Here is a 26,639-nt window from a genome sequence, read left to right on the forward strand (position 1 = left end):
ATTAGAGACTGTAGCGCATTTGGTCACCCGTCGCTTATCCATCACTGCGGGGGATTAAAGATAAGCGTTAAGAGCATGACCAAGCAAGGTTGTGCCAACTTTGTTCAAGATGCTCTAATTAAAACTCGTAAAATAGACGAACTCGTGCGCCAAAGTCATCGTGCTCAGCGAAAGCTTCGCTGTGGGCAGTGTCATTTTCTACCGAGGTGTAATAGCTACCAAGAAGCACAGAGAAGTCTTCAACATTCAGAACATCGCTGAACTCATAAGAAGCGTATACTGTTCCAACGTTCACATCACCCGTAGCCCAACTTGAGTCGTACTCATTCGCGGCGTAGATGTAACCAAGGCCGAAACCAGAGTACAAGGCGTTCACACCAACTGATGAGTTGGTCTCATCGACAGCATCAAGGTACGCAAGGTTTGCATTCACTGCCCAATCACCTGCTGTCCAATTAGCTGTTAGACCATAACCCGTTCTATCCGAAATATCTCTGCCGTTTACATCCACAATCGCATCGCTGACCAGGTTTTTCTCCATTGCAGCCGCTAGGGTAACGTCACCCATTTGATAAGCGATAACCGGACGAACGATAAACGAGTCTTTTGATGCTTCTCTGTCTATTTCAACGCCATGATAAGTGTCGGCAAACAAATCCGTGCGATCGCCAATCATGCTACTCAGTTCTAAGTACAGATCACCAAATGTCTGGTTATACATGATTTGACCGTCTGAGCCGCGACCACGTGCCTCTTTCATTTGATAGATGTAAGCGCTATCGCCACTGTATAGGTCGTTTGCGGTATCGCCCGAGTACTCAAGAAAGACGTCTAAGCCGACTGGGAACATATCGTATGCCTCAAAACGTCCTGCCGTGATTGCCCATCCATCTTGCTTACCAAAGGTGAAGTACGCATCATCCAGCGCAACGGCACCTGTACTTTCAAACAGAGGCTCTGCTTTGACGCCGACGTAGTAACCCGTGGACGAATATTTTTCACCGGCAAACTCTATCAGTACACGACCGTCTTGATTAAATTCACTGTTGCCATTCGTGTTCGACTCTCGGTCTTGGTAGTTGAAGTTCAACTCTACGTTACCGCCGATAGAGAAGTTTCCCTTATCGTTGTCAATGACGCTAATTCCAGCATTGGCTGAAATGGCAGTGGAAACGATTACAGCTGCAAGAGAAAGCTTAAATGTATTGTTCATATTAACCCCGGGGTTGAATAGTTATTCGTAATCACTCGATATGAAACGAGTAATAGACACGTCTCTCGTGTAGTGGAGACTTTGTGTTTTCTTCATGTATGTGCAGAAGACATGCGAATTCTTGATCAATCCCGGCCTGTAAAACAACATGCTAAATCGATTTAGCGGACAGAGATCACAGACAGGATATTCATAAAATATCCATTAAAAACAGTGACATAAAAAATGTAAATCTAAAATTTATATTTTTTATGTGTATTTATACCTAAAAAGAGAGCTAGCTCTCATCATGTTTAGGTCAACCTGTGCTTCGCTTGAGTCGTTTTCAATAAAAAAACCAGTCTCTCGACTGGCCTTTTTATGCAATTAGTTTGTTATCTATAAATAACTCAACGAGCTTAGATAGTGGAGTTTCCCCTCCCCCTGCTCAATGACCAACTGATCGAGTTTGTGAATAAATAGGCGGCTGGTAAATGTGGTTTTGCCATGGTCAGCAAAGATCTCCAACGATGAGTGATCAACGTAAATCCTTATGGTTTGCTCTCGCAAAAGGCGCTTGGCATAACGCACAGTGCCAAATCGTTCAGCATGCGGTTGGGAAACTAGGGTCCGGTCTAAGGTCAACTCGTCGCGGTTACCACGAAACACCAGTTTGTGCCCAAGTCGATTGGCAAAAGTAATTGAAAATTCATCTTTGACCAATACCTCCAACTCAAACGCAGTAGATTGTAGGGTTTGACTTGGCTTTAACGAGAGCGTGCTTTGGCGTAGTGATTCCAGCTCTTTAATCGGCGTTTGCACCAATCTATCTTGGTCGATGGTCAGCTCACGTGGCAACGTCAGCATATGCGCCCAATTATTTTTATCAGTAGGATACTCGCTTTTCGAATTTCCAAGCCAGCCAATCAGGATACGCCGCCCTTTGTCATCAAGGTAAGTTTGTGGTGCATAGAAATCAAAGCCCTTATCTAGCTCGATATAGCCCTGATTGCTAAAACTTTTACTATTAAAATCGATCGGTTCACCAAGCATGTATACGACTGAAAACACATTATTTAGATCATACTTGCTGTCTGAACTCACCCCTTGGGGAGAAAAGATAAACACTCCATGCTCTTCATCTTCGTAATAATTTGGACACTCCCACATATAGCCAAAATCCGCTAGACCGACATCAATATCCCCTTGGTGTTGATAGCGGTCAATCGCATCACCACTGTAAAGCGCGAGGCATCCACACTTGTCGTGTGTTTGAGCACCAATCAACATATGGAACTTATCACCACGCTGAACAATCACCGGATCGCGAAACTCCTGAGTGTATGACTCGGAGTTAAACGGCACAATCACACCCTTTTTATCTATCTTTCCTTGACTATCCATCACGGCCAACGCCTGAGATGGGTAACCTCGCCCGTCTTTATCAAGCAGGTTGGCCGTATAAAAAAGATGAAGTGCGCCCTGATGCTCTACGCCTACCCCGGTATAACACCCATGCTGGTCGTAGGGTTGATCGGGATACATTGCGATACCACGATCCTGATAGTGAACAAAGTCTTTGGTTGAAACGTGATACCAGTGCTTTAAACCATGAACAGGCCCAAGTGGAAACCATTGATAGAAGATATGATGCTCGCCGTTAAAGAAGCTCAGTCCATTGGGATCATTGATCAACCCATGATGAGGGGCAATATGGTAACTCGGGTAATAAGGGTCGGTTTTTGCTTGTTGCTTAATGTCAGCCAAATACTCGTCACTGACCTCATCCAGTCTTACAAACCGGTTTTGACGATTAGAAAAATCCATAACGACTCCAGAAAAATAGCAAAAGGCCCCCACCTGAGTGGGAGCCTATCTCTAATGCTGATTAGTTTGTTTCTTTATAAAACAGCTTGGTGAGGGTAAATGCGACGATGGCGGCGATGACCATCACCACGATATACATGCCAAGTCCGCCACCAAGATAGAGCAAAATTCCCGGTAGCATGGTCGCACCGGTGCCAGCAGAGCCAATACCTGCAATCGCCGCAACGCAACCACCGATTGCACCACCAATACAGCCATAAAGAAAAGGCTTCACTCGGGGCAGGGTGATGGCAAACATCGCCGGCTCGGTGATCCCAAACAACGCAGGCAAGGTCGCGCCAAACATACCAGATTTTTTGACTTTATCCGTCTGCATCATGACCACTGCCATCGCCGCCCCAAACTGACCCGCAATCGCTGCCGTACCTAGAGGGTTGATGTAGTCAAAGCCGGTTTCAGTGACCATGGCAATCGTCACCGGCACTATGGTGTGATGCATACCCGTGACGGCCATAAACTGGATCGCACCCCCATAAATGAGTCCGCTAATGCCGTAAGGGATGTTAAGAAAGTACAGCACCAAGTCGGTGATCAGCTTCTCTACCCCGTGAAGGATTGGACCAACAAATACCAAACCGGCAATCAAGGAGATAAGCAGGGTGAAAAACGGAGTGAGAATCAGATCCAGCACTTCAGGCACTAGCTTTCTCGAGGTACGCTCAATAAGCGCGGCAAACCAGCCCATAAACACCGCTGGTAGGATAGAGCTTTGTAAACCCGTCACCTCGATATCAAATCCCATGAACGGGATGATCATCGCTTCAGCACTGCCAAACGCCACGTCCCACTTACTGGCTAATTGAGGAGCTACCAGCATCAAACCAAGCACAATACCGAGTACCGGATTACCACCAAAGACGCGCATCGCCGACCAAGTGACTAACACTGGAATAAAGATAAATGCGGTATCGGTTAACACCTGAGAAAGAATGGTGAGCTGTGGTGAAAGTTCAATACCAAATCCGCTCACAATTAGACCTCGCAGCCCCATCAACAAGCCGGTAGCGACTAACGCTGGAATAATCGCGACAAAAATGTCTGAGAAGGTGCGTGTAATCGACTGGAAGGTGCTGACCTTGTTCACTTTGTCCTGACTCGCTGGCTGATTGACCTGATCAGTATCACCTGATTTCAACACCTCAAATACCTTACCGACAAAACCGGTACCCAGTATCACTTGGTGCTGACCATTCTGAAAGAAATACCCATGCACTCCGGGGGTTGAACTCAGCGCCTCACTGTCTACCTTTTCATCATCATGTACCACTACCCGCAATCGCGTTGCACAGTGATTGAGCTTGTCTATGTTGGCTTCGCCTCCAAGTAAGCTGAGCACCTTATTCGCGACGGTATTCGCATCTCTCGCCATGTGTTTTGTTCTCCAAAGAGCAAAAAATAACAACCTGTATTAAACCTGCATTACATTAATACAAGTTAAATACAGGTTGTACTACTTCTTGTCAGTCATCGACGTAATCTTGCGACTCATCACACTTTTCAGTGTGGCTGACCTGGAACAAAAGTGACAAAAAAGCCCACATAAAGTGGGCAAGTATTAGGCTCTAGCGATAATCTCAAAGTCATATAAGCTCGACTTGTAATACACTACCGAGTATTCAAACACGTCGTTCTCCGTGCAAAAATTCCGTGACTGGTTGATCAGTATTGGCTCTTGCTCACTCACATCAAGCAGTTCTTGGATCCTAGGCTCAGCCAGTGCTGGTATCAGTTTTTGATGGGTTTTAACCATCTCTATCCCATGCCGAGAGAGATACTCAAACTTTGACGCCGCCAAGTCCGACTGCTCCAACTTGGGCAGTAGCACCCTTGGAATATAGAACTCCTCGTAGGAGACAACTTCACCATTGAGCAGGCGCAAACGGGCAGCAAAGTTGACTAAATCTCCAGGGCTAATCGCCAATCGATGCGCCAAATCAGTGTCGGCGGCAATCACATCGAACTGTTTAACGACATTTTTTGCCTCAAAGCCTGCGCCTGCGGCCTCTTGGGCAAAGCTCGACATTGAGAGAAAATCATGGCGAAGCTTGGTGGACTTGACGAAGGTCCCTTTCCCTTTTAGCGCATAGGTATAGCCCATCTCATTAAGCTGCTGTAAGGCCTTACGTACTGTCACACGACTTACTCCGAGCTCGTCCACCAGCTGGCTCTCAGAAGGTAATTTACTACCTGCGGGATAGAGGCCGCGATCTACAGCAATTTGCAGCTGCTGCGCAACACGAAGGTAAAGGGGTTGTGAATGGTTTAGTGAGTCATTATCCATGATTATTTACGTCGTCGATGTAATTTTGCGGGCAGCACAATCGCTTTGCTCGCCTGTGTCGGATCACTCAGCAGACAGCTTGCCTGATCAAATAAGTTTTGTGCGATAAGCTGACTATCTTGCTCAATCGCGTCCACCTTAAGTGGCAAACAGTCCAGTATGGGATAGTTATCAAACGTAGCAAGACGAATCGTACTGCTCAGTAAATCATGCTCCGCCAGATAGCGCAGCACCCCTTCAAGCAGGGTATATGAAGCGGTAAATAACGCCTTTGGTGTGCGACCATGCTGCTCGACAAAGTGGTACATCATCTGATAGCCGGCATCGGCTTGATAATCACGATGAAAAACCTTGTTGTTATCATAAAGCAGCCCAGCGCGCTCAAGGCCTTGCTTATACCCTTCCAGCCGCTCACGACTTGGGGAAAGCTCTAGTTGCCCACCAAAATAGACACACTCATCCAATCCTTGAGCCAAGTTGGCAACGATATCGCTCGTCGCCTCAAGCGTATCGGTTTTAATGGTGAGTAACTCATTGCTCTCCATCACCCGGTCAAACAGAATCACTGGCAGGCGCTGCTTGAGCTGGCGATAGAATTGCTCGTCGCGCATTGATGAGGCGACCATGATAATGTCGACTTGTCGCTCGAGCAGGTTCTCCACCACTTGCTGCTCAATCGCGGGGTCATCCTCTGATGAGGCAATCAGCAGTTGATAACCCGAGTCTCTGCACAATAACTCCAGCTGTTTAGCGACGGCAGCAAAGCCCATGTTCGCCAAGTCCGGGATAACCAAGCCCGCAGTAAAGGTCTGTTTGGACTTCAGAGCCCTGGCATAAACACTTGGTGAGTAATTATATTTACGTGCTACCTGCTCTACTTTTTCTACCGTGTCTTCAGTTATGCGATGTTTTTTTGCGTGGCCATTAAGCACGAGACTAACCGTCGACTTCGACACCCCAGCAAGCTCGGCGATATCCGCAAGTTTTAGCTTTTTTCTGTTCATGTAGTCCCTAGCGTTCTCCCTGCCCTATATACCCAGTAATCTTTGCTAAGTGCGAGACAAGGCGTCTATCCGTTACTGCCATCTTACTGATCTTGTGTCGAATTTCCATCTTAGCCAGCCTATCTTCATTATTTCATCACAATTAGGCAAACAGTGTATCGGATCACAAAAACTTGCCTCCACCTAGCTAGTCGTTGGCTTGCTATTGACTTGCTAAACCGATTTAGCAATGATACGAAAAAATATCAACATTCAAAATCGAGGATATTCACTATGAACAAAATTTGGGTTACTGGTGACGCTGTCGTCGACTTGATCCCACACGGCGAGGATACCTACCTCAAGTGTCCAGGTGGCGCTCCTGCCAACGTGGCGGTCGCAATCGCGCGTCTTCAAGGCCAAGCTGGCTTCTTTGGCCGCGTGGGGGATGACCCTATGGGTAAGTTCCTAAAGCAAACACTTGCCAACGAGCAAGTGGATATCACAGGTATGCAACTCGACAAGGCACAACGCACCTCAACAGTTGTCGTGGATCTTGACGAGCATGGTGAGCGCAGTTTTACCTTTATGGTTAAGCCAAGTGCCGATCAATTCACTGTAGTGCAAGATATTCCTGCGTTTACTCAGGGCCAATGGCTGCATGTGTGCTCGATTGCGCTCGCTAATGAACCAAGCCGCGGCACCACGCTTGAAGCTATGCGCCGGATTCGTGAAAGTGGCGGATTCGTCAGCTTTGACCCTAACCTGCGTGAAGAGGTTTGGTGTGACCCAAATGAGATTAAACCTGTGGTGCGTGAAGCGATAGCGCTTGCCGATGTCGTTAAGTTCTCTGATGATGAGCTGTTGTATCTGACAGACACTGACAGCTTAGAAGCGGGTTTAAAGGCGATAGAGTCATACAGTAATACGCTGGTGCTGATCACCCAGGGCGCAAAAGGTGCTTTGGTGATCTTTGACGGCGAGCAGCAATTGATCTCAGGCCAAGCGGTTAAACCGGTTGACACGACCGGAGCGGGTGATGCCTTTGTTGGTGGGCTGCTGGCCAAACTGGCTCAGTCATCTCACTGGCAGAATAAGGACACTATTATCTCGGCAGTCAACTGGGCTAATGGTTGCGGCGCGCTCGCAACGACCCAAAAAGGCGCGATGACTGCACTGCCCAATCAGCAAGCCCTGCTCGATTACATCTAGAATTTAATCGGCAACCCCTCATTTAAGATTAGGGCTGATTAATGCAATAGGGGCTAGAGTTACCTAGCCCTAATCTTTATTTATCAAAGACTTAAAAGAAATCATATTTACCGCAAGATCCTGCTTAAGCTCACAAGAACCGCCTCAAAACACTGCAAAAAACAACCCTTTTACTAAAGTTATTTACGTGTAGAAATTAACCTAACACCGCTTTATGCAAGGAGTGTTCAATGAGCGCCGATAAAAAATGGTTGAGAAAGCCTCTTGTCTCAATATTAGTAATTATGTCCTTGAGTTTTCAATCGTTCGTGTTCGCCTGTACTGGCATTACACTAACTGCTCGCGATGGCTCGGTAGTTTATGGACGCACCCTGGAGTGGGGGCAATTCTCAATGAAGTCTCGAGTAATGATCACCCCACGCAACTATGAGTTTGCTGGTACAACTCCCGAAGGAAAGAACACAGGGCACAAGTGGACAGCCAAGTATGGCATTGTCGGTATTGAACTGCTTGAAAGTGATATCTTAGCGGATGCGATGAATGAGTCAGGATTAACCATGGGGCTGTTTTACCACCCCGGCTTCGCTGAATACAAAGAGTACGATCCCTCTAAGGCCACTGATTCAATTACACTTGTCGACCTTATTCCATACGTCTTGGGGCAATGTAAGAGCATTCAGTGCGCACGAGAAGCACTCACTGAAGTCGAAGTTGTTGCAGTAGTAAATCCTGATTTTGGCTTTCCCCCTCCCGGGCATGCCATCATAACTGCTCCATCTGGTGAAGCTATCGTCGTTGAATTTCTCGAGGGTGAGACTGTGATTTTTGAGGCACCACTGGGCGTAATAACCAACTCACCTACCTACGACTGGCACATGACGAACTTGCGGAATTACCTAAATCTTTCTGCGGTCGCTCTGCCAGGTAAATCTATCGACGATCTTGATTTTACACCTCTTGGTGGTGGTAGTGGCATGATCGGGCTCCCCGGAGATTATACCCCGCCCTCTCGCTTTGTTCGCGCGGTTGCATTCTCGCAAACAGCTAGACCAACATCCGATGGACCTGAAACGATATATGAAGTATTCCGAATTCTTGATAACTTTAATCTGCCTCTAGGCTCTGCCGAAGGCTCTGATGCTAGTGATGGAAAGATCGACGAACGCAGCGCGACTATTTGGACCACCGCACACGATACAAAAAATACCGTGATGTATTTCCACACTCAACACAACCGTCGAGTACAAAAAGTGGACCTTTCGAAGATTGACTTCGCTTCAATGAATGAAATTCAGCGGATTTCATTTGGCGAGAAGGAGCAAGATATCAAAGACGTGACGCCAAAGGCTGTAAACTAAATACAGTGCGCATTTAGCACAAACTTGGTCAGCCATGTCTCTCATTGCAAACTACTCAAGGGCTCTTGCCATTGAGTAGTTTGATGATTTCGGTAGTTCCGAGGGGCTCTGGAACAAAGAATGGAATCAAAACATTACCACCATCCAATATTATTGCAGGTATAAGATATTGGTTTATAGAAAGTAATGGAGCTAATTGACTCTAGCGTCCATCACTTTCTTATACTCGCCTTTAAAATAAGTACTATTTTGTTGTACTCACTTGAAAAGGAGCCAGAGCAGGCCGCAGTGTTTTCAACGTCGCTGACTGTGGCTCACCAATTAGCCGGATCGCCCTAGCAAGCTCTGGAGTAAACACACGCGTAGTCAACACCGCAGCGCCTTGGTTAACAAAGATCTCCGCCGAAGAGGTGTCAGCTAAGATCCGTAGCTCTACTTTGTCCCCCTCAACTGGCAGTTCACGCTGGGTATCTTGGGCACGATTGAGCGTCGCGCTGCGATCAAGAATCAAGACTTGATTGTCAAAGCGCAATGATAAGTGGTAATGCCCATCCGCGAACAGTTGCAGCTCACTGCCCTCGGTGAGGGATAGCTGCAAGTCAAATGACTTGGTCTGTGGATCATAGGTCTGCCCGCTCAAGGTGACATGCTCGGTTTCACCAGCCAAGTTATCCAGTTGTGCCAATGGCCATTGGATTAGCTGACCATCACGGTAGCTCAGCTCGCGCATACAGGTTAGCTGATGGACCCAACCATTATCAGCACTCGGCTGGTCAATCTCATCCGGCACCCCCATCCAAGCGCACATCACGCGTTTGCCTTGCGGGGTAAGCAGAGTCTGTGGTGCATAAAAATCAAAACCATGATCAAGGTGGACAAACTCTCTCAACAACAAACCCTGTTCGGATGACCACGTCGCCTTGGCAATGCCATTGTGATGAGGAATGGTGTTCTTAGCTGAAAATGACGCGACTCCCTGTGGGCACACTACGGCAAAGGTTTCCCCGCCTAACTCAAACAAATCTGGGCACTCCCACATATAGCCGAACTCACCCAACTCTTGGCCAAAAAGCCCCTCAAAGTGCCAATCCGATAAATCGTTTGAGCGATACACCGCGATGCGCCCTTGCAGCTGTTCGGTTTGCGCACCGAGAAGCATCAGCCATTGATTATCAATATGAACAACCTTAGGGTCACGGATATGCGCTGTGACTCCCTCAGGCAACTGAGATACCACAGGGCCGCGTTTGTGAAACTCGATACCATCACTGGATACGGCTACGCACTGGGTCGTGTGTCTGTCGCGCTGGGGCCCTATGCGTGTATTACCAGTATAAAACAGCATCAACTCATTACCTTGGCTAACGGCATGTCCCGAAAAGGCACCATGACTGTCGAAGGCATGTGAAGGGGTAAGCGCGACCGGACGCCAGTGCCAATCAATCAGATCATCACTGACTAGGTGTGCCCAATATTTGTCTTTATGCTCGCACGTGTACGGATACCACTGGTAAAACAGATGGTATTGCCCCTGATGATAGACAAAGCCATTGGGATCGTTGAGTAGCCCTTGTGGCGGTGAGATATGCCATTTGGGGCGATATTCACACTCAACCGGAGACTGGTGTGGCTCAATGCGCGAGTGTTGTTGTAGCGCCAATTGCTCCCCGGCTGACAGCAGCTCATGTTGTGACAGAGTCTCTGGACGAGCAAAGGTGTACTGCTGGTACTCTTGCACCAAGTCAACACTTTGAATCATGGCCGTTGGCGTAAACAGATCAGCGTCGAAGACCTCAATGATCAATCGCTGATCCGGCGCCAATATTCGTGAGATATTTGTGAAACCGCCACAGGCGGCAATATATGAAGACAAAGACATACAACTTCAACCTAATTTCGGGAACGTTTGCAAAACTAACCGAAACCACGCCAAGTCTCAAGTTGTGTCTGGCTTTAGCTATGATTTCCTGCTCAGGATCGCGAAGCGATCACAACTTCAATATGAGGATCAACAGCTCTCGCGCTCAACGCTGACAGATGACAGTACCAATTTGCTCATCGTCACCTGCTTACCAGCAATCATATCCAATAGAACTTGTCCGGCACTCTCGCCAGCCTGTTCAAATCGATAATCAAAAGTTGATAGGCTCGGCGTGCTGATTGCACCGATATCCTCATTACCCACACCAAGCACTTTTACCTGATTGTTGCCTGCATGACCGAGCGCTTTAATCGCACCAACGGCAATTCTATCCGTGGCACAGAACACACCATCAACCTCAGGGTAGCTTGTCAATATCTGCTGCATCTGTTGATAGCCCGATTCGATAGAAAACTCGCCCTGACTGTGAAAGAGTAGGTCATTGGCTTGATGAAAGCTCAGCGCTTGTTTAAGTCCATTACAGCGCAGCGTGTCCACCGCGGGATCAGGGGGAGTCACACCGATGAATCCAACCCGCTCACACCCTGCAGCCAGTAGCCTTCTACCCGCTTCAAAGCCTACTTTGAGATCATCATGGACGATGCTAGGAATATCATGCAAAGAGCCATCTTGACCAATCACCACCACCGGCACCCGTGAGCGATGAACTGCCTCTATCAGCAAGGCTGACAGCTCACTGGCATAAAGCAGAATGCCCGCCACCCTCTTTTGGTTAAAAAGGTGGATATAATCTATCTCTTTGCCCTTGTCCTGCTGACAGTTTGCCAGTAACACTTGCTTGCCCGCGGCTTCCAGTTGACGGCTAAGACCATCTACCCCTTGAGCTATCGCGTTAGAAGAAACTCGGGGCACTATCACCCCAACCAGATTGGTGGTTTGTGATTGCAAATCCTTAGCAACTTGATTGACCACGTAACCCACCTGCTCTACCGCTTGCATCACCTTAGCTCGGGTTGCTGGCTTGACCCCGCACTCGTTGTTCACCACACGAGAAACGGTGGACTTGGAGACGCCGGCCACTTTGGCGACATCATGCAGGCTAGTCATAAAGGTGTTCCTTATTCATATTGTTACTCAGGGATAAACCGATAAATCACAAAGCTCATCGAGAGATCATTTCGCTCAAAGTCGTTCAAAACTGACGTTATAGTGTCATCATAATTGCAAACGATCCCAATTTAAATCGACAATCTCAACGAATTCATAACGTTGATCTCTAATGCAGGATTCTCTTACCCATAACGTGATCAGAATCGACTAATATCACCTATATTTACCCAATATCCTCTGATGAGCTCACATAACCATCAATTTTCAATTGATCGAATAATTGACTTTGTTGAGAATTGTCGACACGTAAAGTTAACGTTAACAAATGTACCAACTAAGCAGTGATAGATGCTTGCCCAACTCATTAAACCAAAAAAGTTAACGTTAACATTAAGGACATTCTAAATAACCACGCCCTACGAGAGGTTGCCATGCATTTTGGTAAGAACAGAAACTTTATACTCCTCAGCGCCACGCTGTTTTTCTTTTTTGTCACCTGGTCATTCTGGTTTTCACTGTTTCCTATCTGGCTTAGTCAGCACCTAGGACTCGACGGTGCCAACACCGGTATCATTTATTCACTCAATGCGATTGGCGCACTGTGCTTGCAGCCACTCTATGGTTATATCCAAGACCGACTCGGGCTTAAAAAACACCTAATGTGGTTTATTGCCGCGCTTTTGGTCTTCGTAGGCCCGTTTATCATCTTCATCTATGGGCCGCTCCTGCAAGCCAATATTCTCCTTGGTGCAGCCGCAGGTGCCGTGTATTTAGGCGCCGCATTTTTTGCCGGTGTCGGGGCAATTGAAACTTATGTCGAGCGCGTTGGCCGGGTATCTAATTATGAATTTGGTAAAGCCCGTATGTGGGGCTCGCTTGGTTGGGCGTTTGCGACTTTCTTTGCGGGCACCTTTATAAATATCAACCCAAATATCAACTTCTGGTTAGCCTCACTATCCGCGATTCTTGCCGCTATCATGATTATGCTGGTCAAGTTTGACCACAACACGAGCAGTCAAGAGGTCGATACCAACCCAGTCAAGGTCGGTGACCTGTTCGCTCTAGTCAAAATGCCGCGCTTTCACGCCTTTGCCCTGTATATCTTTGGTTGTGCATGTATCTACGGGGTGTATGACCAGCAATTTGCCATTTACTTCTCATCACAGTTCTCGACTGTCGAAGAAGGCAACCGTATGTTTGGTTACCTCAACTCGCTACAAGTATTCCTTGAAGCAGGTGGTATGTTCCTTGCTCCTTTCTTCGTCAATCGCGTTGGGGCGAAAAACTCGCTCGTAATTGCCGGCTTTATTATGGCCACTCGTATCATTGGCTCAGGCCTAGTGGTGGGGCCTGTTGGCATCTCAGCAATGAAACTGCTTCACGCGGTAGAGCTGCCTATCCTGCTGATCGCCGTCTTTAAGTACTTCAGTAAGAACTTTGACACTCGACTGGCATCAACGCTGTATCTGTTCGGCTTCCAATTTGTCATCCAAGTGTTTACCAGCGTGCTTTCACCTCTAGTGGGACTATCGTACGACGTGATGGGTTTCCAGCAAACTTACCTGATCCTTGGCGCTGTGGTGGGTGTCTTCGCGACCATCTCAATCTTCACCCTGATCAGCGACAAAACACCGTCGGTTAACGAGCCTTCCCAGGCAGAGAAGAACACTCAATCCCAACCCGTTGCAACAGCATAAATCATTGACTGGCCTCCCTTTGCTTGGGGAGGTCTGACTTAAATTTGGAGTTTTACATGAAAAACGATACCACTCTAGCTAACCAAACTGTGGTGCAAAAAGCACACAACCTGAAGTGTCACCACCGCCTTGGTTTTCACATCGCTGCTCCAGCTGGTTGGATTAACGACCCCAATGGGTTGTGCTTTCACAACGGTCTGTACCATGCCTTCTATCAGCACCACCCCTACTCTTCTGACTGGGGGCCAATGCACTGGGGACATGTGACTTCTACAGATATGGTCCGTTGGCAACACCAGCCGATCGCGCTTGCACCAGGGGCTGAAGGCACCTGTTTTTCTGGATCTGCTTTCAGTGTCGGTGACACACTGGCCCTGCTTTACACTGGACATACTTGGCTGGCTGAGGAGGGTGATGATGATCACATGAAGCAAGTTCAGTGCTTAGCGACCAGCGAAGATGGTATCCACTTTGAGAAGCAAGGCGTTGTTATCGCCGATGCTCCAAAAAGTGATATGGTCCACTTTCGTGACCCTAAGGTGTGGCAAGAAGATGGGATTTGGCACATGGTCGTGGGTATGAAAGACGGTGAGCAAGGGCAAATTGGCTATTACCAGTCTGACGACCTACGCGACTGGCAATATCGTGGTGTGATGGCGGAGGCCACTGACGGTATTGGCTTTATGTGGGAGTGCCCTGACTTCTTTAGCTTAGGTGACAAACGCGTCTTGATTTGCTCGCCAATGGGCATGGAAGCCGATGGTTATAACAACCTCAACTTTCATCAAAATGGTTATATGGTCGGTGACTTAGATAAGCAGACCTGCCGTTTTAGCTTTGACAAGTTTGTCGAGCTCGACTTTGGCCATGACTTCTATGCCTGCCAGACTTTCGACGCACAGGATGGTCGTCGAGTGGCCGTTGCATGGATGGATATGTGGCATAGTGAGATGCCAACGAAAGCGCGTGGCTGGTGTGGTGCTCTAACCCTGCCACGCAAATTGACTTTAGATGACACAGGTAAGATTTGGCAAACGCCTATCCAGGAATTAACCACTCTGCGTCAAGAGCAATTTGATACTGCCCATATTACTCAGATTGACAGCCAAATCCTGGATACCGAGATACGTGGTGATCTGCTTGAAGTCAAAGCGCGTTTCTCCCTTGCTGGTGCATCGGCTGAACGCTTTGGCTTTATGCTACGTGTGGGTGAGGCACCGTTTGAGCGTACACTCGTTGGTTACGATCGCATGGCTAAACGCGCGTTTATCGACCGCACGTTGTCAGGTGAAGCCGTGACTGGAATGCGGAGCGTCGATATCGATACCAGCAATAACTGCGTTGAGTTCCATCTCTACCTCGACCGCTCTTCCGTGGAGGCCTTTCTTAACCAAGGTGAACAGGTGATGACCAGCCGCATCTATCCAGCTGAGTCCAGCTTGGGCTTCAAGTTGTTTGCGGAAAACGGTTCGGTCGAGCTGGAATCTTTAGCGATCTGGCGCCTAGAAGATATCTGGCGATAACGTGAGTTATATCGATTCTCGCTCTATTAGCGGACAAGGCACGTGAATCAAACCTTGTTGTTGGCGGCGCTCAATAATATGCAGCGCCGCTTGTTTGCCCAGCTCATGGTGTGGCAACTCAATAGTGGTCAGCCCAGGGACAAATAGTTCTGCAACCTCTTCCATATTGTCATAGCCAAGTATGGCCACATCTTGTGGAATAGCCTTACCGATCCGATGTAAGTGCATATAGGCAACGAGCGCGACACGATCATTGCCGCACACCAAGCAGTCGAAGTCATAGTTATCAGCTAGCGCCTGATCAATAATGGCAATCGTGTCGTGGTAATCACACGGCAGACCCATAAAGCGCCAGCGAAACATCTCCATCGTCAACTGATGCTCACTCAGTGCCGTTTTGATCCCTTGCTGACGCAGGGCCACCGCTGGTTGTTGCTGATTGAGCATGATAAACAATGGCTTCTTGTAGCCTTTGCTTAATAGGTGACGAAAGCCCCGATATTGCCCCTGAACATCATCAGGGACATAGCTGGGAATACTAGGGTCATGGCTGTAGCAATTAGCCAGCACCAATGGCAGCTCTTTAAGCCGCTCTGGCACCACAACTTGCCTAAGCCCCATCGTAGCAAACACCACCCCTGCCGGTTTATGTGATAGCACACGCTCGACGGTTTCTTGAGATGGCGACGATTCTAATGTATTAAAAATCATCGAGTTCCACCCCTGCTCGTTTGCCGTCTGCTCTACAGCGTGGTTGATGCCTACCGAAAAAGGTGTAGTCGCCACCTCAAGCGCCAATACGGCGATTGTCGTATCTTTATGGCCAATAACCCCTTTCGCGCGCATTTTTTGTGCCGAGTGATCGGGGGTGTAATTCAACGCCTTAATCGCCTCATTGACACGCTTGAGTGTCTCAGGTTTGACCCTATCGGGGGTGTTGATTGCTCGCGACACCGTCATCCACGATACGCCAGCCAACTTGGATACGTCTTTAATCGAAGCCATAGTATTGAAATTATTGTTCCTTAGACTACATAACATAATGATTTCAGTCGTTAAGGTTACAGCCTAAAGACATCCCTTCGCAACCTTAACTACAGAGGCGAGAGTCGAGAATCGAGAGGCGAGGATTTACAGCGCGCGCTGAGGACGATTCGCTCCTCCATACTGGTGTTTACTCTCTTCATTACCATTACTAAAGTGTGCCTAACGGGTAAGCATGGCATGAGGGTTTTCTCACGATCACCCCTCGCCTCTCGCAGCAAAGCGCTCTCGCCTCCCGCCTCTGCTTTTTTTAACCATAAAAAAGCCCGGATGTGAATCCGAGCTCTCGTTACAACTAGTAAAGGAATACGTTGACAGCCAGCTATGCTTAACTGCAAAGGTGTTGATTTAACTAACATGTCGGCGGCCAAACCAAAGTTTCTTCTTAACCTTACTCCACATTTATCAAGAAGAGTTAATCAAATCAACAGGGTGACCCGAAGGCCACCCTGTTCGTTATTATCCTTTAACACCACCGGCGGTTAGACCACCAACCAACCAGCGCTGTGCCAGTAGGAATACGATTGTGATTGGGAATGCTGACAGCACTGCTGCCGCTGCAAAGTCACCCCATAGGTAGTTCTGAGGGTGGAGGTATTGCTGCATACCCACCGCTAGCGTGTAAGAGTTCACATCAGAGAGTAGTAGTGATGCTACCGGTACTTCACCCACCACCATGATGAACGCCAGAATAAACACAACCGCTAGAATTGGCACCGACAGAGGCAGAAGAACCAGTCTGAATGCCTGCCATGGCGTCGCACCATCGAGTGCTGCCGCTTCTTCTAGAGAGCCGTCAATCGTCTCGAAGTAACCTTTAATGGTCCATACGTGCAGCGCGATACCACCTAGGTAGGCGAAGATAAGGCCACCGTGGGTGTTCAAGCCAAGGAATGGGATGTATTGACCCAATTTATCGAACAACGCGTAGAATGCCACAAGTGCCAGTACTGCTGGGAACATCTGGAAGATCATCATCGCTTTTAGGATGGTGTTCTTACCCCTGAACTTCATACGAGCAAACGCGTAGGCTGAGGTGGTCGATAGACACACAATCAGAATCGATGAGATACCAGCAACCTTGATTGAGTTCCACAGCCAGGTTAGTACTGGGAACGGCGGCGGCACGATAGTGCCATCCGCTTTCTCAACCGAGAAGCCCAAAGCCAGTTTCCAGTGCTCAAGAGATGGATTCTCAGGGATCAAGCTACCTGTTGCGAAGTTACCCTCACGGAACGAGATCGCGACGATCATCAGCAGTGGGAAGATGATAAGCGATAGGAATACCCACATTGCGATGTGAGTTGCCCAGACGCGGTATTTTAAAGATTTTCCTTGTACCATTGCCATTTTGAGCCTCCTTAGTCTTGAGCTACTTTAGTGACACGTAGGTTCAACAGTGCGAGTGCGCCTACCAATAGGAAGATGAGCGTTGCGACTGCACTTGCTAGACCGAAGTCTTGACCGCCTGCACCCTCGAATGCGATTCGGTAGGTGAAGTTAACCAGAAGGTCGGTGTGGCCCGCAGGCTCGGAGGTGCCAATCATATTAGGACCACCATTAGTCAATAGCTGAATCAATACGAAGTTGTTGAAGTTAAATGCGAAACTTGCAATCAATAGCGGCGTAAGCGGCTTGAGCATCAGTGGCATAGTGATCTTGGTGAAGTTCGAGATGAAGTTTGAGCCATCAATCGCCGACGCTTCATACAGGTCATCCGGGATCGCCTTCAATAGACCCATACACAGGATCATCATGTAAGGGAAACCAAGCCAGGTATTGACGACAATAATCATCAATTTCGCCAAGAACGGGTCTGAGAACCATGATGGGCTGATACCAAATAGGCCCTCGAGCACCATGTTGACCTCACCAAAGCTCTGGTTGAAGAGACCTTTAAAAATCAAGATCGAGATAAACGCAGGCACGGCGTAAGGCAAGATCAGTAGAACTCGATAGATAGCACGACCTTTTAGCGCCTCCCATTGAACCACACTGGCCAAAATCAAACCGATGATCACGGTTAAGCCGACACTCACGGCAGAGAACACGATTGTCCAGATAAAGATGCTGATAAATGGCTGCCTGATGCCATCGTCTTTCCACACACGCTCAAAGTTATGGCTACCAATACCAACGACAAAACCGGGTGCAACTGTACTGCCGGTAAACTCTCCGTTTTCATCCACAGGTTGATAGAAGCCAGTCTCCATGTTTGGCTGCAACCATTCGCCTGTGCTGTTGTTGATCAGACCTTTGCCATCTTCTTGTAATGTATAGAGGGGCTCTACCGCGGCAAACTTGCGCAGGCCACTCATACGGATGGCATCACCCGATGGGAACACAAGGTCAATGGCAGAAAGTTTGGAGCGCAGGGCGATGATGTCTTTGATCACCGCTTTGTCGCCCTGCTCTGCAGAAACTGGGGTTAATTCAAAATCTTGGTCAGCCAGCTCAGACTCTTTGAACACCGGTGTTGCCAGAAGCTCATCATCCTTATTGATGATGATTTGATGCCCTTCACCCACGTGGTATAGGTTGAATGAGTAGCTGTCGCCACTTTGGAAAGTGCGATCTAAAAGTACGCTCTGGGCGCGTTCAAAAGAGAGTTGGTTCTTGGCGCTAAAGTTGGTAAAAGCAAGACCAACGGTATAGGCAAGAGGGAATAGGATGAACAGAATCATCCCCGCGATACCTGGGTAAATGTAACGGTGGGCGTATGCCTTCTTACTACCGAATATAAACAGGGCAAGTGCCGTTAATATTAGGGTTAGCAGAGCAAAAGCCAACTCACCACGCGAATACATCAAAATTGTCGCGTAACCATTAACCAAACCGACTAGGCCAAGTAAAGACCATTTAATAAAGACACTCTTACTTGACGGCATACTCGGTGCGGAAGATGTCATCACATCTGTACCTTGAACTGACTGCATAGAGAAACCTGCTAGCGAATAAAAAATAAAAAAATAGAGAAATAAAGGAGGGGTTACCCCCTCCTAAAAAAGTTAAGCAATTACTTAGTCATTTGTTTTTCTGCATCAGTCAGTGCAGCGTCAACCGATTGACGGCCATCAACAATGTTGATGATTGCGCTCTTAGTGCTGCCCCAGAATGCGTTCATTTGTGGGATGTTTGGCATGATTTCACCGTTCATCGCGTTATCCATAGTCGCTGCGATATTCGCATCAGCATCTAGCTCTTTCTGGAACGATTTCAGTGCAACCGCACCTAGTGGCTTGTCGTTATCAACCATGCGCAGACCGTCGTTAGTCAGTAGGTAGTTCTCGATGAACTCAACCGCTAGGTCTTTGTTTGGTGATGCAGTGCTGATACCTGCTGTTAGTACACCAACGAATGGCTTAGAAGACTGACCTTGGAACTTAGGTAGTGTTGTCACGCCGTAGTTGATGCCTGCAGTTTCGATGTTACCCCATGACCATGGGCCATTGATTGTCATCGCTACGTTACCTTGGCTGAACTCAGCCTCAGATACTGAGTAGTCCATGTCTGGCGAGATCACGCCTTTATCAACTAGACCTTTAACGAAGTTCATTGCGTCTTTTACGCCTTCGTTGGCAACACCTGCGTCAGTCACGTCGTAGCCTGAAGAGGTGTACTTAAATGCGTAACCACCGTCAGCTGCCATTAGTGGCCAAGTGAAGTACGGTTCTTTTAGGTTCCACATGATGGCTTTCTTGCCATCTTTTTGTAGCTCTTTGTCCAATGCTTCAACTTCTTCCCAGTTCTTTGGTGGGTTTGGAACTAGGTCTTTGTTGTAGATAAGAGATAGAGACTCAACCGCGACTGGGTAGCCGATGAATTTGCCATCAAAACGTACCGCATCCCATGCAAAATCAACGATGCCGTCTTTAATTTCTTTCGAAGGCTTAACTTCTGTTAGAAGGCCCGCTTCTGCGTAGCCACCAAAACGGTCGTGTGCCCAGAACACGATATCAGGACCGTCACCAGTCGCCGCTACTTGTGGAAAACGGTTTTCTAGGCCATCAGGGTAAGCCACTGTCACCTTGATACCTGTGTCTTCTTCAAACTTCTTACCAACTTCTGCTAGACCGTTGTAACCTTTGTCACCGTTGATCCAGATGGTTAGTTGTCCTTCTTCGATAGCAGCGTGTGCGCCAAACGAGCCAAGTGCGACGAGGGTACCTAGTGCTACTGTGCTTAGGGCATTTTTCATCTTTATATCCTTTTTATACTTTTGTTGTAGGGCTCGACCGTTTTCAGAGGTTTCGCCTAGTCCTCATATATAATCAGAGAAAACAGCAATAACCTCATCATCCTAGTTTCTACGCCCTCGCTAGTATGGCGTAAATCCGTGATCCAAATCTGCAGATGTTGACGACCCGGATCACAAAATAGAAATCAATTGTGACCAGATTCACCAAAGATGGCGGAGATTTTTTGACCTCGATCTCTTATTGACGGTTCATCCCTTTCATCCCTCCTCCCCTCCTACTCCCCCTGCAAAAAAGTTGACTGGGAGGATGTGAGGCTTGATTAAAATCGAGAAACTACAGCTATCCAAGAGTGGATGGTAAGAACCCTTTCCAGTTGCTTGTAACTGGCTTGCATTGCCGAGTTGGATTGCTGTTATAGCAAAGATGTTCGTAGTAGTTAGTACTTACGGGGGAGACGTCTTTGCTATACGGGGGAAGCAATTCAACCCTTTGGCGTGACGGGTGATGGAACACAGAGCTTCCCATTTGTGTTCGTCACCCTTTTTTCTTAAGGTGTTGCCACTGTTTATACCTAAGTAACTTCATAAATCAGGAAACCTTTGTAAAATCCAAGTCAACGACCATCATGAAATCGTTTGCGCTTTTTTAGGTGACGCCCATTGCACTGTGGCTTGATTCGAAGTGAATTGGATTGTGAAATGAATTAGATTTCGAGGTAATTTAGGTATAACACCTTACTAAATTCCTACAATTACTGCCGATGGCTAGGACAGCATAGGCAGTAACTATGATAAAAATATTGATCGAGGACGAGCTAAGATGGCGAATGTCACGTTAAAAAACGTATGTAAAGCGTACGGAGATGTACTGATTTCAAAGAATGTTGACTTGGACATTAAAGAGGGCGAGTTTGTTGTCTTCGTTGGTCCATCAGGCTGTGGTAAATCAACGCTGCTACGCTGTATCGCTGGTCTTGAAGACATCACCTCTGGTGACCTATACATTGGCGACGAGCGCATGAACGACGTTGAGCCGTCCAAGCGTGGCGTAGGTATGGTGTTCCAGTCTTACGCCCTTTACCCACACCTTAACCTTTATGACAACATGTCATTTGGTCTTAAGCTGGCTAAAGCCGACAAAGACGAGATCAGCAAGCGTGTTGAGCACGCAGCAGACATCCTGCAACTCAGCCACCTTCTAGAGCGTCAGCCAAAAGCACTTTCTGGTGGTCAACGTCAACGTGTTGCCATTGGTCGTACACTGGTTTCTCAACCAAACGTGTTCCTACTCGATGAGCCTTTATCTAACCTTGATGCGGCGCTGCGCGTACAGATGCGCTCTGAGATCACCAAGCTGCAGCGTAAACTTGGCTGTACCATGATCTATGTAACGCACGACCAGGTTGAAGCGATGACTATGGCGGATAAGATCGTGGTGCTGGACGGCGGTTATGTTTCACAAGTCGGTCGTCCACTTGAGCTTTACCACTACCCACAAAACCGCTTCGTTGCAGGCTTTATCGGCTCACCTAAGATGAACTTCATGAGTGTGTTCATTGAGGAAACCGAGAAAGAGCGCGTGAAGGTTCAATTGTCGAACGGTACTTCTTTCTGGATCCCAGTTGATGGTACTACTGTGGTTCGCGGCGAGCGTATGTCAATGGGCGTGCGTCCAGAGCACTTGCTAAAAGCGGGCGAAGGTGATGCTACCATCGATGGTGAGATCATGATTGTTGAGAAGCTGGGTAACGAAACTCAAGCCTACCTCAATCTTAAAGGCTCAGATGCCGACGTTATCTACCGCCAGCCAGATACCCTAGAGGTTGAAGTGGGCGATTCTCTGAGCATCGGTATCCCGGCTCACCGCTGTCACCTTTTCCACAACGACGGCCGTGCCTGTCAGCGCCTATACAAAGAACGCGGCGTAGACTTCGACGCACTAGAGTGTGCATAAGCGAAACAACAGTTTCTACACATTGCTCAGCAAAGCAAAAACCAGCCTCGGCTGGTTTTTTTATTTCAGGTTCGAGGTGCGGGTTACACTTCGTTCCGAGGTGCGAGTAATTCATCGCGTGTGTCAAACCCCTCGTCACTCGTAGGGCTATGCCCGTCCTCGCTCCCCGCCCCTTAGCCGCAAGGCGTCAAAGCTGATAGGAAGTTTCTAGGACGTAGTCGTTGCCGTCTTTGGCGGTGAACTCTTTGTCTTCGCTGCGGGCGGCGGGTTTGTCCTTACGGTCGCTCTTGATAAGACTTATCCAGTGGCGCATGGCGAAATGACAGGGCGAGTTTTGCTGTGATAAGGTTGAACTGCACTCGATCTGGATGTCTTCAATCGTGGTGAGCTCTACACAGCCTGTGCCGCGGTTACAGCCTATCATCACCTCAACATGGCTGCCCTTACCATCACGCAGAAGAATTGAACATGGTGTCTCTTTCTCTCCGTTATAAGCAACGAAGTGCTTTGGATGGCGCAGGCCGGTATGAGTGCCGTCCTTGAAATAGGCCACTAGATGGCGATAGTCAATCATGTAGGCTGTCACCTCTTGGTGAGAGCCGGTTTCAAGTGGAAATAGCTCGTCTAAGATCTGCTTTCCTTGGCAGGTCTTTTGCTCTCTTGCGTCAGACGCTAGGGTCTCGACGGCAACGACAGCTTGAGCGATAAATGGTTTTTTAGAGTTCTTATAGGATGAGTTATTCATCGTTAGCATGTTCATGGTCGTCCCCTCACACCGCATTCAAAATTCGTCTCGTTAGCGCAGGCATTGTCATTGAGCATTTATTGTTCTAGATCAATTTGTGTTGCTGCTTACTTGGAAGATTAGCCGAATATTAACTACAATTTCACAACAAAAATTTTACACTGTGAATTTTACAAAATGAGCCTGTCAAAAAGCCTTGTTCGTCAGTCACACTTTCTCGGGACCAAGATCAGAAACCTGCGTAAGCGCAATCACCTGACCATGGAGGACCTATCGGCCCGCTGCATCCGTATCGACCCCGATTACGCCCCTTCGGTCTCCTATCTATCTATGATAGAGCGCGGTAAACGTGTCCCGAGTGTCGACATGCTCTCAGTGATTGCCCAAGTGTTTCAAAAAGAGCCCGTGTGGTTCCTTGATGATGAACCAGAGCAGGAAGCCATCACACCCGACAAGGGGCGTAGAGGTGGCATCAGTGGGATGGCACTTGAGCCTGGGTTCCTGTTTTCTAATGATATTTTGCAAATTGCTATCCCTGAGATGCTCTCTCAGGCCGGGATCACCGGTCGTCAATTTGCTCATCTGCTGATCCGTGCTCACCAAGAGAGCCATCAAAACCATTTTCCTGATCTAGAGCGCGCTGCAGAAGAAGTGGGATTAAAGCGGCTCAACCTTAGCGTTGAGGATCTCATCGATATTGCTAAATCGTTGGGCGTAACCATCCGCTGGACGCAGCGTACGCCACAAGATGTGGTGGATGAGCTGGGGGTGAGTGCTAAGCAGGTGATCAGCTCATTTTTCGAGCCGCCTAGCACTATCTACCTTAATGAAATACTTAAGCAATTTCCGACCAGGCTTAAATACGACTTGAGTGTATATATTGGGCACTGCGTGCTGCATAACCGCGAGAGCTTAAAAAATGTCTTGCTGGTTGGCTCAGCCAATACTTGGGAGGATAATATTCACCAAAGTGATCATGTCGAGCTTAACTCACAAGATATCTTGCAGGCGTGGCGCGACTTTGAGTCGAGCTTTTTTGCGGGGGCACTGCTCTGCCCGAAGGTGCCGTTTCGTCAATTGCTCGATCGTAACGGCTACGAAATCAGTGCCCATATTAAGGCGGGCGTCTCGCCCTCTGTCGCAATGCGACGCATGACGGTGGTCTCCCCCTACCCTCACTGGCACTACTTCGACGCGTACGGACAAAATAAACTCAAGGCCGTATATCGCGGTAATGGCATCCCCCTGCCTTGGGGCAACATGCGTCAAGTGAACGACCCTTGTCAGCACTGGGCGGTGTTCCGTCGACTCTCAGAGCCACAGGCGGGGAGCTCTGCGCAGATCTCGATACTCAATGTCGGTAACGAGCCACGGATCTACTGCTGTGAATCCGCCAATATGCTGGATTTAGCAGGCAACAATCGAGTCTTGTGTGCTGGTATCGACCTAAATCCAGCAATTGAAGCGCAGGGAGGAGATGCGATGAGCATGGCTGAGCAGCTTAAAGTTGCCTGCGTCCAATCGGGAGGCAGCACCACGATCCCTGCGCCAATTCGCAAAGATCTGGTCACCATCGCCAAGATTCTCAATATTAACTGGATTGAGCGCGGTGCAAATGTCCCCGCCCAAGTGATTTGTGCGCGTGGCACAGCATGTCCGCGTGAGCCAAGTTGCTACGGTGACCCTATTTCCATCACCGAGCAACCCTAGACGACTCCAGCTTGTCATTGGATGCCAGCGCTAGGTGTGCGCTGACAGGAAGCGCACTCTAAGGCACCCCATGTCCTTTTGAAGCAACCCAAACGCGATACCACTGCTCGCGTGTAAGCTCGAGCTCAGTAGCTTTCACTGCCGCCTCAACGCGATCAATCTTGCCCGAACCCACAATCGTCAAAGGACCCGATGGCAGGCGACGTACCCAGGCATAGATCACTTGGTCGATACTATCGGCACCCAGTTCAACACGGATCTCTTCCAGTGCTTGTACTACGCGCTTTGACTGCTCGGTTTGAGCGTGGAACAGCTGACCACCGGCCAGACATGACCAGGCCATCGGTCTGATTCGCAGGCGCTGCAGTTGATCGAGGGTACCATCGTGCGCCACCTCAAAATTAAGTGGGTTAATCTCAACCTGATTCGTCACCAACGACTTGCCCAGACGAGATTGCAGCAGGTCAAATTGATGGGTAGAAAAGTTCGATACACCAAAGTGTTTAACCTTGCCCACTTTATGCAGCTCTTGGAAAGCTTCTGCCACCTCATCCGCGTCCATCAACGCATCAGGCCTGTGGATGAGCAACACATCGATGTCATCGACACCCAAGCGTTGCAGTGAGTTGTTCACCGACTGGTAGATGTGCGCGGCACTGGTGTCATAGTGATTCACTTTGCGAGCAGGGAACTTATCGCTGCATAAGTTGATATCACACTTGGTGACGATCTCAATTTGACGACGAATACTTTTATCCAACGCCAATGCTTCACCGAATAACTGCTCACACTCATAATTGCCATAAATATCGGCATGGTCGACGGTCGTCACACCGAGCGCTATGTGTTGCTTAATAAAATCTAGTCGCTGCTTTGCAGTCATACCCCACTCAGTTAGACGCCAATAACCTTGCACTACCTCAGAAAACTCTGGGCCTTGTGGCGCAATCTGAACTCGATTTAACATCTGTGTTTCTCTCCATAGTCAGTGTTACGCTGAGTATATCCAACTGATACTAGCACGCGACTGCAACATCCGATCTCCATAAGCTAAGTCATAATTTTGCGTATTCGTGCTTGATCTCTGACGCTATTGCCGGGTCATTTCTAGCACAAGGTCAACGCCATCATCTTGAATTTTAGCTTCAATCAACAACTCATTGCTCGATTTGACCCACTGCATGGATAGGACGCTATTGATTGGGCGTTGATTAATCAACTCAATCAACTGGCGATCGACCACTTCAGAGGTGCTGTGCTTGAGCGCCTCTTGCACATTAAAGTCATGCTCGCCATAGCTCACCCTACGTGGCTGAAATCCATCTCGTCGCAAATTGAACTGCAGCTGACTTAAGTAAAAAGCACTGCTAACCAGCTCTAGCTGCACCCGGTTGATTTGTGCATCATCGGAAAAAAACTGGGCAAAAACAGGCAAGTCATAATAGTTAAATTCCGCACAGTATCGCCATTCGCCCTCTCGAAGCGCACACTCAAAGGTGACTTGATCTTGATAGACACCTTGAACATCCATCATTGGTGTATCAAGGCTAGTAAACGGCGCAAACAGCGGATGACTCGCAAACCCCGCTAAAGGGAACAGCAAACCACACCCTATAACCCCTGCCCTAAGCTTAAAATTCGATAGAAATCTCAACTAAATCTACTCCTAGAAAAAAGGGGCGAGATACGAGTACGGGCAAAGCCCTCCGAGATGCGAGGAATTTACCGCGCGCTGGGAGTGCTCGCACCTCGAAGCGAAGCGTACTCGCTACTCGGAACGTAAACACAGGGACGAGTTGCAATTACGGGCAAAGCCCTCCGAGATACGAGGAATTTACCACGCGCTGGGAGTACTCGCCCCTC

General features: G+C 48.3%; 20 protein-coding genes. 6 read left to right on the top strand and 14 right to left on the bottom strand.

Features of this window, described 5'->3' with window-relative positions; all coding sequences use genetic code 11:
- Window positions 1-118: 118 nt before the first annotated feature.
- From ACZ5R2_RS16220 to ACZ5R2_RS16240, 5 genes are all read right to left on the bottom strand, one after another.
- Window positions 119-1,213, bottom strand: coding sequence for a carbohydrate porin (locus ACZ5R2_RS16220; RefSeq protein ID WP_464903538.1), 1,095 nt, complete (start codon window positions 1,211-1,213; stop codon window positions 119-121).
- Window positions 1,214-1,591: 378 nt separating this feature from the next.
- A complete protein-coding gene (locus tag ACZ5R2_RS16225; RefSeq protein ID WP_464903537.1) occupies window positions 1,592-3,019 on the bottom strand; it encodes a glycoside hydrolase family 32 protein in 1,428 nt (475 codons plus the stop codon).
- Between the two features lie 61 nt (window positions 3,020-3,080).
- A complete protein-coding gene (locus tag ACZ5R2_RS16230; RefSeq protein WP_464903536.1) occupies window positions 3,081-4,448 on the bottom strand; it encodes a PTS transporter subunit EIIC in 1,368 nt (455 codons plus the stop codon).
- Between the two features lie 186 nt (window positions 4,449-4,634).
- Entirely contained in the window at window positions 4,635-5,360 is a 726-nt protein-coding gene (locus ACZ5R2_RS16235; protein WP_464903535.1) for a GntR family transcriptional regulator, read from the bottom strand.
- A 2-nt stretch (window positions 5,361-5,362) separates the two neighbouring features.
- Window positions 5,363-6,364, bottom strand: coding sequence for a LacI family DNA-binding transcriptional regulator (locus ACZ5R2_RS16240; protein WP_464903534.1), 1,002 nt, complete (start codon window positions 6,362-6,364; stop codon window positions 5,363-5,365).
- Between the two features lie 273 nt (window positions 6,365-6,637).
- Here ACZ5R2_RS16240 and ACZ5R2_RS16245 point away from each other — a divergent pair, with 273 nt between their 5' ends.
- Both ACZ5R2_RS16245 and ACZ5R2_RS16250 read left to right on the top strand, forming a co-directional pair.
- Window positions 6,638-7,555, top strand: coding sequence for an aminoimidazole riboside kinase (locus ACZ5R2_RS16245; RefSeq protein ID WP_464903533.1), 918 nt, complete (start codon window positions 6,638-6,640; stop codon window positions 7,553-7,555).
- Between the two features lie 230 nt (window positions 7,556-7,785).
- Complete coding sequence (locus tag ACZ5R2_RS16250) at window positions 7,786-8,913, top strand: linear amide C-N hydrolase (RefSeq protein WP_464903532.1); 1,128 nt, start codon at window positions 7,786-7,788, stop codon at window positions 8,911-8,913.
- Window positions 8,914-9,157: 244 nt separating this feature from the next.
- Here the strand turns inward: ACZ5R2_RS16250 and ACZ5R2_RS16255 are convergent, their stop codons facing one another.
- Entirely contained in the window at window positions 9,158-10,792 is a 1,635-nt protein-coding gene (locus tag ACZ5R2_RS16255) for a glycoside hydrolase family 32 protein (protein WP_464903531.1), read from the bottom strand.
- A gap of 129 nt (window positions 10,793-10,921) precedes the next feature.
- Window positions 10,922-11,902: a LacI family DNA-binding transcriptional regulator gene (locus ACZ5R2_RS16260; protein ID WP_464903530.1), complete on the bottom strand. Its 981-nt coding sequence runs from the start codon at window positions 11,900-11,902 to the stop codon at window positions 10,922-10,924.
- Between the two features lie 434 nt (window positions 11,903-12,336).
- Here ACZ5R2_RS16260 and ACZ5R2_RS16265 point away from each other — a divergent pair, with 434 nt between their 5' ends.
- Window positions 12,337-13,602, top strand: coding sequence for an oligosaccharide MFS transporter (locus ACZ5R2_RS16265; protein WP_464903529.1), 1,266 nt, complete (start codon window positions 12,337-12,339; stop codon window positions 13,600-13,602).
- 56 nt (window positions 13,603-13,658) lie between these two features.
- Window positions 13,659-15,125 carry a glycoside hydrolase family 32 protein gene (locus ACZ5R2_RS16270; protein ID WP_464903528.1) on the top strand — a complete coding sequence of 489 codons (1,467 nt, stop codon included), beginning with the start codon at window positions 13,659-13,661 and terminating at the stop codon, window positions 15,123-15,125.
- 6 nt (window positions 15,126-15,131) lie between these two features.
- Here the strand turns inward: ACZ5R2_RS16270 and ACZ5R2_RS16275 are convergent, their stop codons facing one another.
- The 4 genes from ACZ5R2_RS16275 to malE form a co-directional block, all read right to left on the bottom strand.
- The gene (locus ACZ5R2_RS16275; RefSeq protein WP_464903527.1) at window positions 15,132-16,130 is read right to left on the bottom strand and encodes a LacI family DNA-binding transcriptional regulator; all 999 of its coding nucleotides are present in this window, start codon (window positions 16,128-16,130) and stop codon (window positions 15,132-15,134) included.
- A gap of 498 nt (window positions 16,131-16,628) precedes the next feature.
- On the bottom strand, window positions 16,629-17,519 hold the full coding sequence (gene malG / locus ACZ5R2_RS16280; protein WP_464903526.1) for a maltose ABC transporter permease MalG: 891 nt from the start codon (window positions 17,517-17,519) through the stop codon (window positions 16,629-16,631).
- An 11-nt stretch (window positions 17,520-17,530) separates the two neighbouring features.
- A complete protein-coding gene (malF, locus tag ACZ5R2_RS16285) occupies window positions 17,531-19,105 on the bottom strand; it encodes a maltose ABC transporter permease MalF (RefSeq protein WP_464903525.1) in 1,575 nt (524 codons plus the stop codon).
- 80 nt (window positions 19,106-19,185) lie between these two features.
- Window positions 19,186-20,367, bottom strand: coding sequence for a maltose/maltodextrin ABC transporter substrate-binding protein MalE (gene malE, locus ACZ5R2_RS16290; RefSeq protein WP_464903524.1), 1,182 nt, complete (start codon window positions 20,365-20,367; stop codon window positions 19,186-19,188).
- An 820-nt stretch (window positions 20,368-21,187) separates the two neighbouring features.
- Here malE and malK point away from each other — a divergent pair.
- Complete coding sequence (gene malK / locus ACZ5R2_RS16295; RefSeq protein WP_438457578.1) at window positions 21,188-22,321, top strand: maltose/maltodextrin ABC transporter ATP-binding protein MalK; 1,134 nt, start codon at window positions 21,188-21,190, stop codon at window positions 22,319-22,321.
- A gap of 187 nt (window positions 22,322-22,508) precedes the next feature.
- Here malK and ACZ5R2_RS16300 read toward each other — a convergent pair whose 3' ends face one another.
- Complete coding sequence (locus ACZ5R2_RS16300) at window positions 22,509-23,081, bottom strand: aldolase/citrate lyase/malate synthase family protein (RefSeq protein ID WP_464903523.1); 573 nt, start codon at window positions 23,079-23,081, stop codon at window positions 22,509-22,511.
- Window positions 23,082-23,243: 162 nt separating this feature from the next.
- On the opposite strand from ACZ5R2_RS16300, the gene ACZ5R2_RS16305 reads away from it, so the two are divergent.
- On the top strand, window positions 23,244-24,776 hold the full coding sequence (locus tag ACZ5R2_RS16305) for a DUF3612 domain-containing protein (RefSeq protein ID WP_464903522.1): 1,533 nt from the start codon (window positions 23,244-23,246) through the stop codon (window positions 24,774-24,776).
- A 58-nt stretch (window positions 24,777-24,834) separates the two neighbouring features.
- On the opposite strand, the gene ACZ5R2_RS16310 is transcribed toward ACZ5R2_RS16305, so the two are convergent.
- Both ACZ5R2_RS16310 and ACZ5R2_RS16315 read right to left on the bottom strand, forming a co-directional pair.
- The gene (locus ACZ5R2_RS16310; protein ID WP_464903521.1) at window positions 24,835-25,743 is read right to left on the bottom strand and encodes an aldo/keto reductase; all 909 of its coding nucleotides are present in this window, start codon (window positions 25,741-25,743) and stop codon (window positions 24,835-24,837) included.
- 123 nt (window positions 25,744-25,866) lie between these two features.
- Window positions 25,867-26,430 (bottom strand): hypothetical protein, encoded by a 564-nt coding sequence (locus tag ACZ5R2_RS16315; protein WP_464903520.1) that lies wholly within the window; start codon window positions 26,428-26,430, stop codon window positions 25,867-25,869.
- Between the last annotated feature and the right edge of the window lie 209 nt (window positions 26,431-26,639).

Source organism: Vibrio sabulosilitoris, from assembly GCF_055391395.1.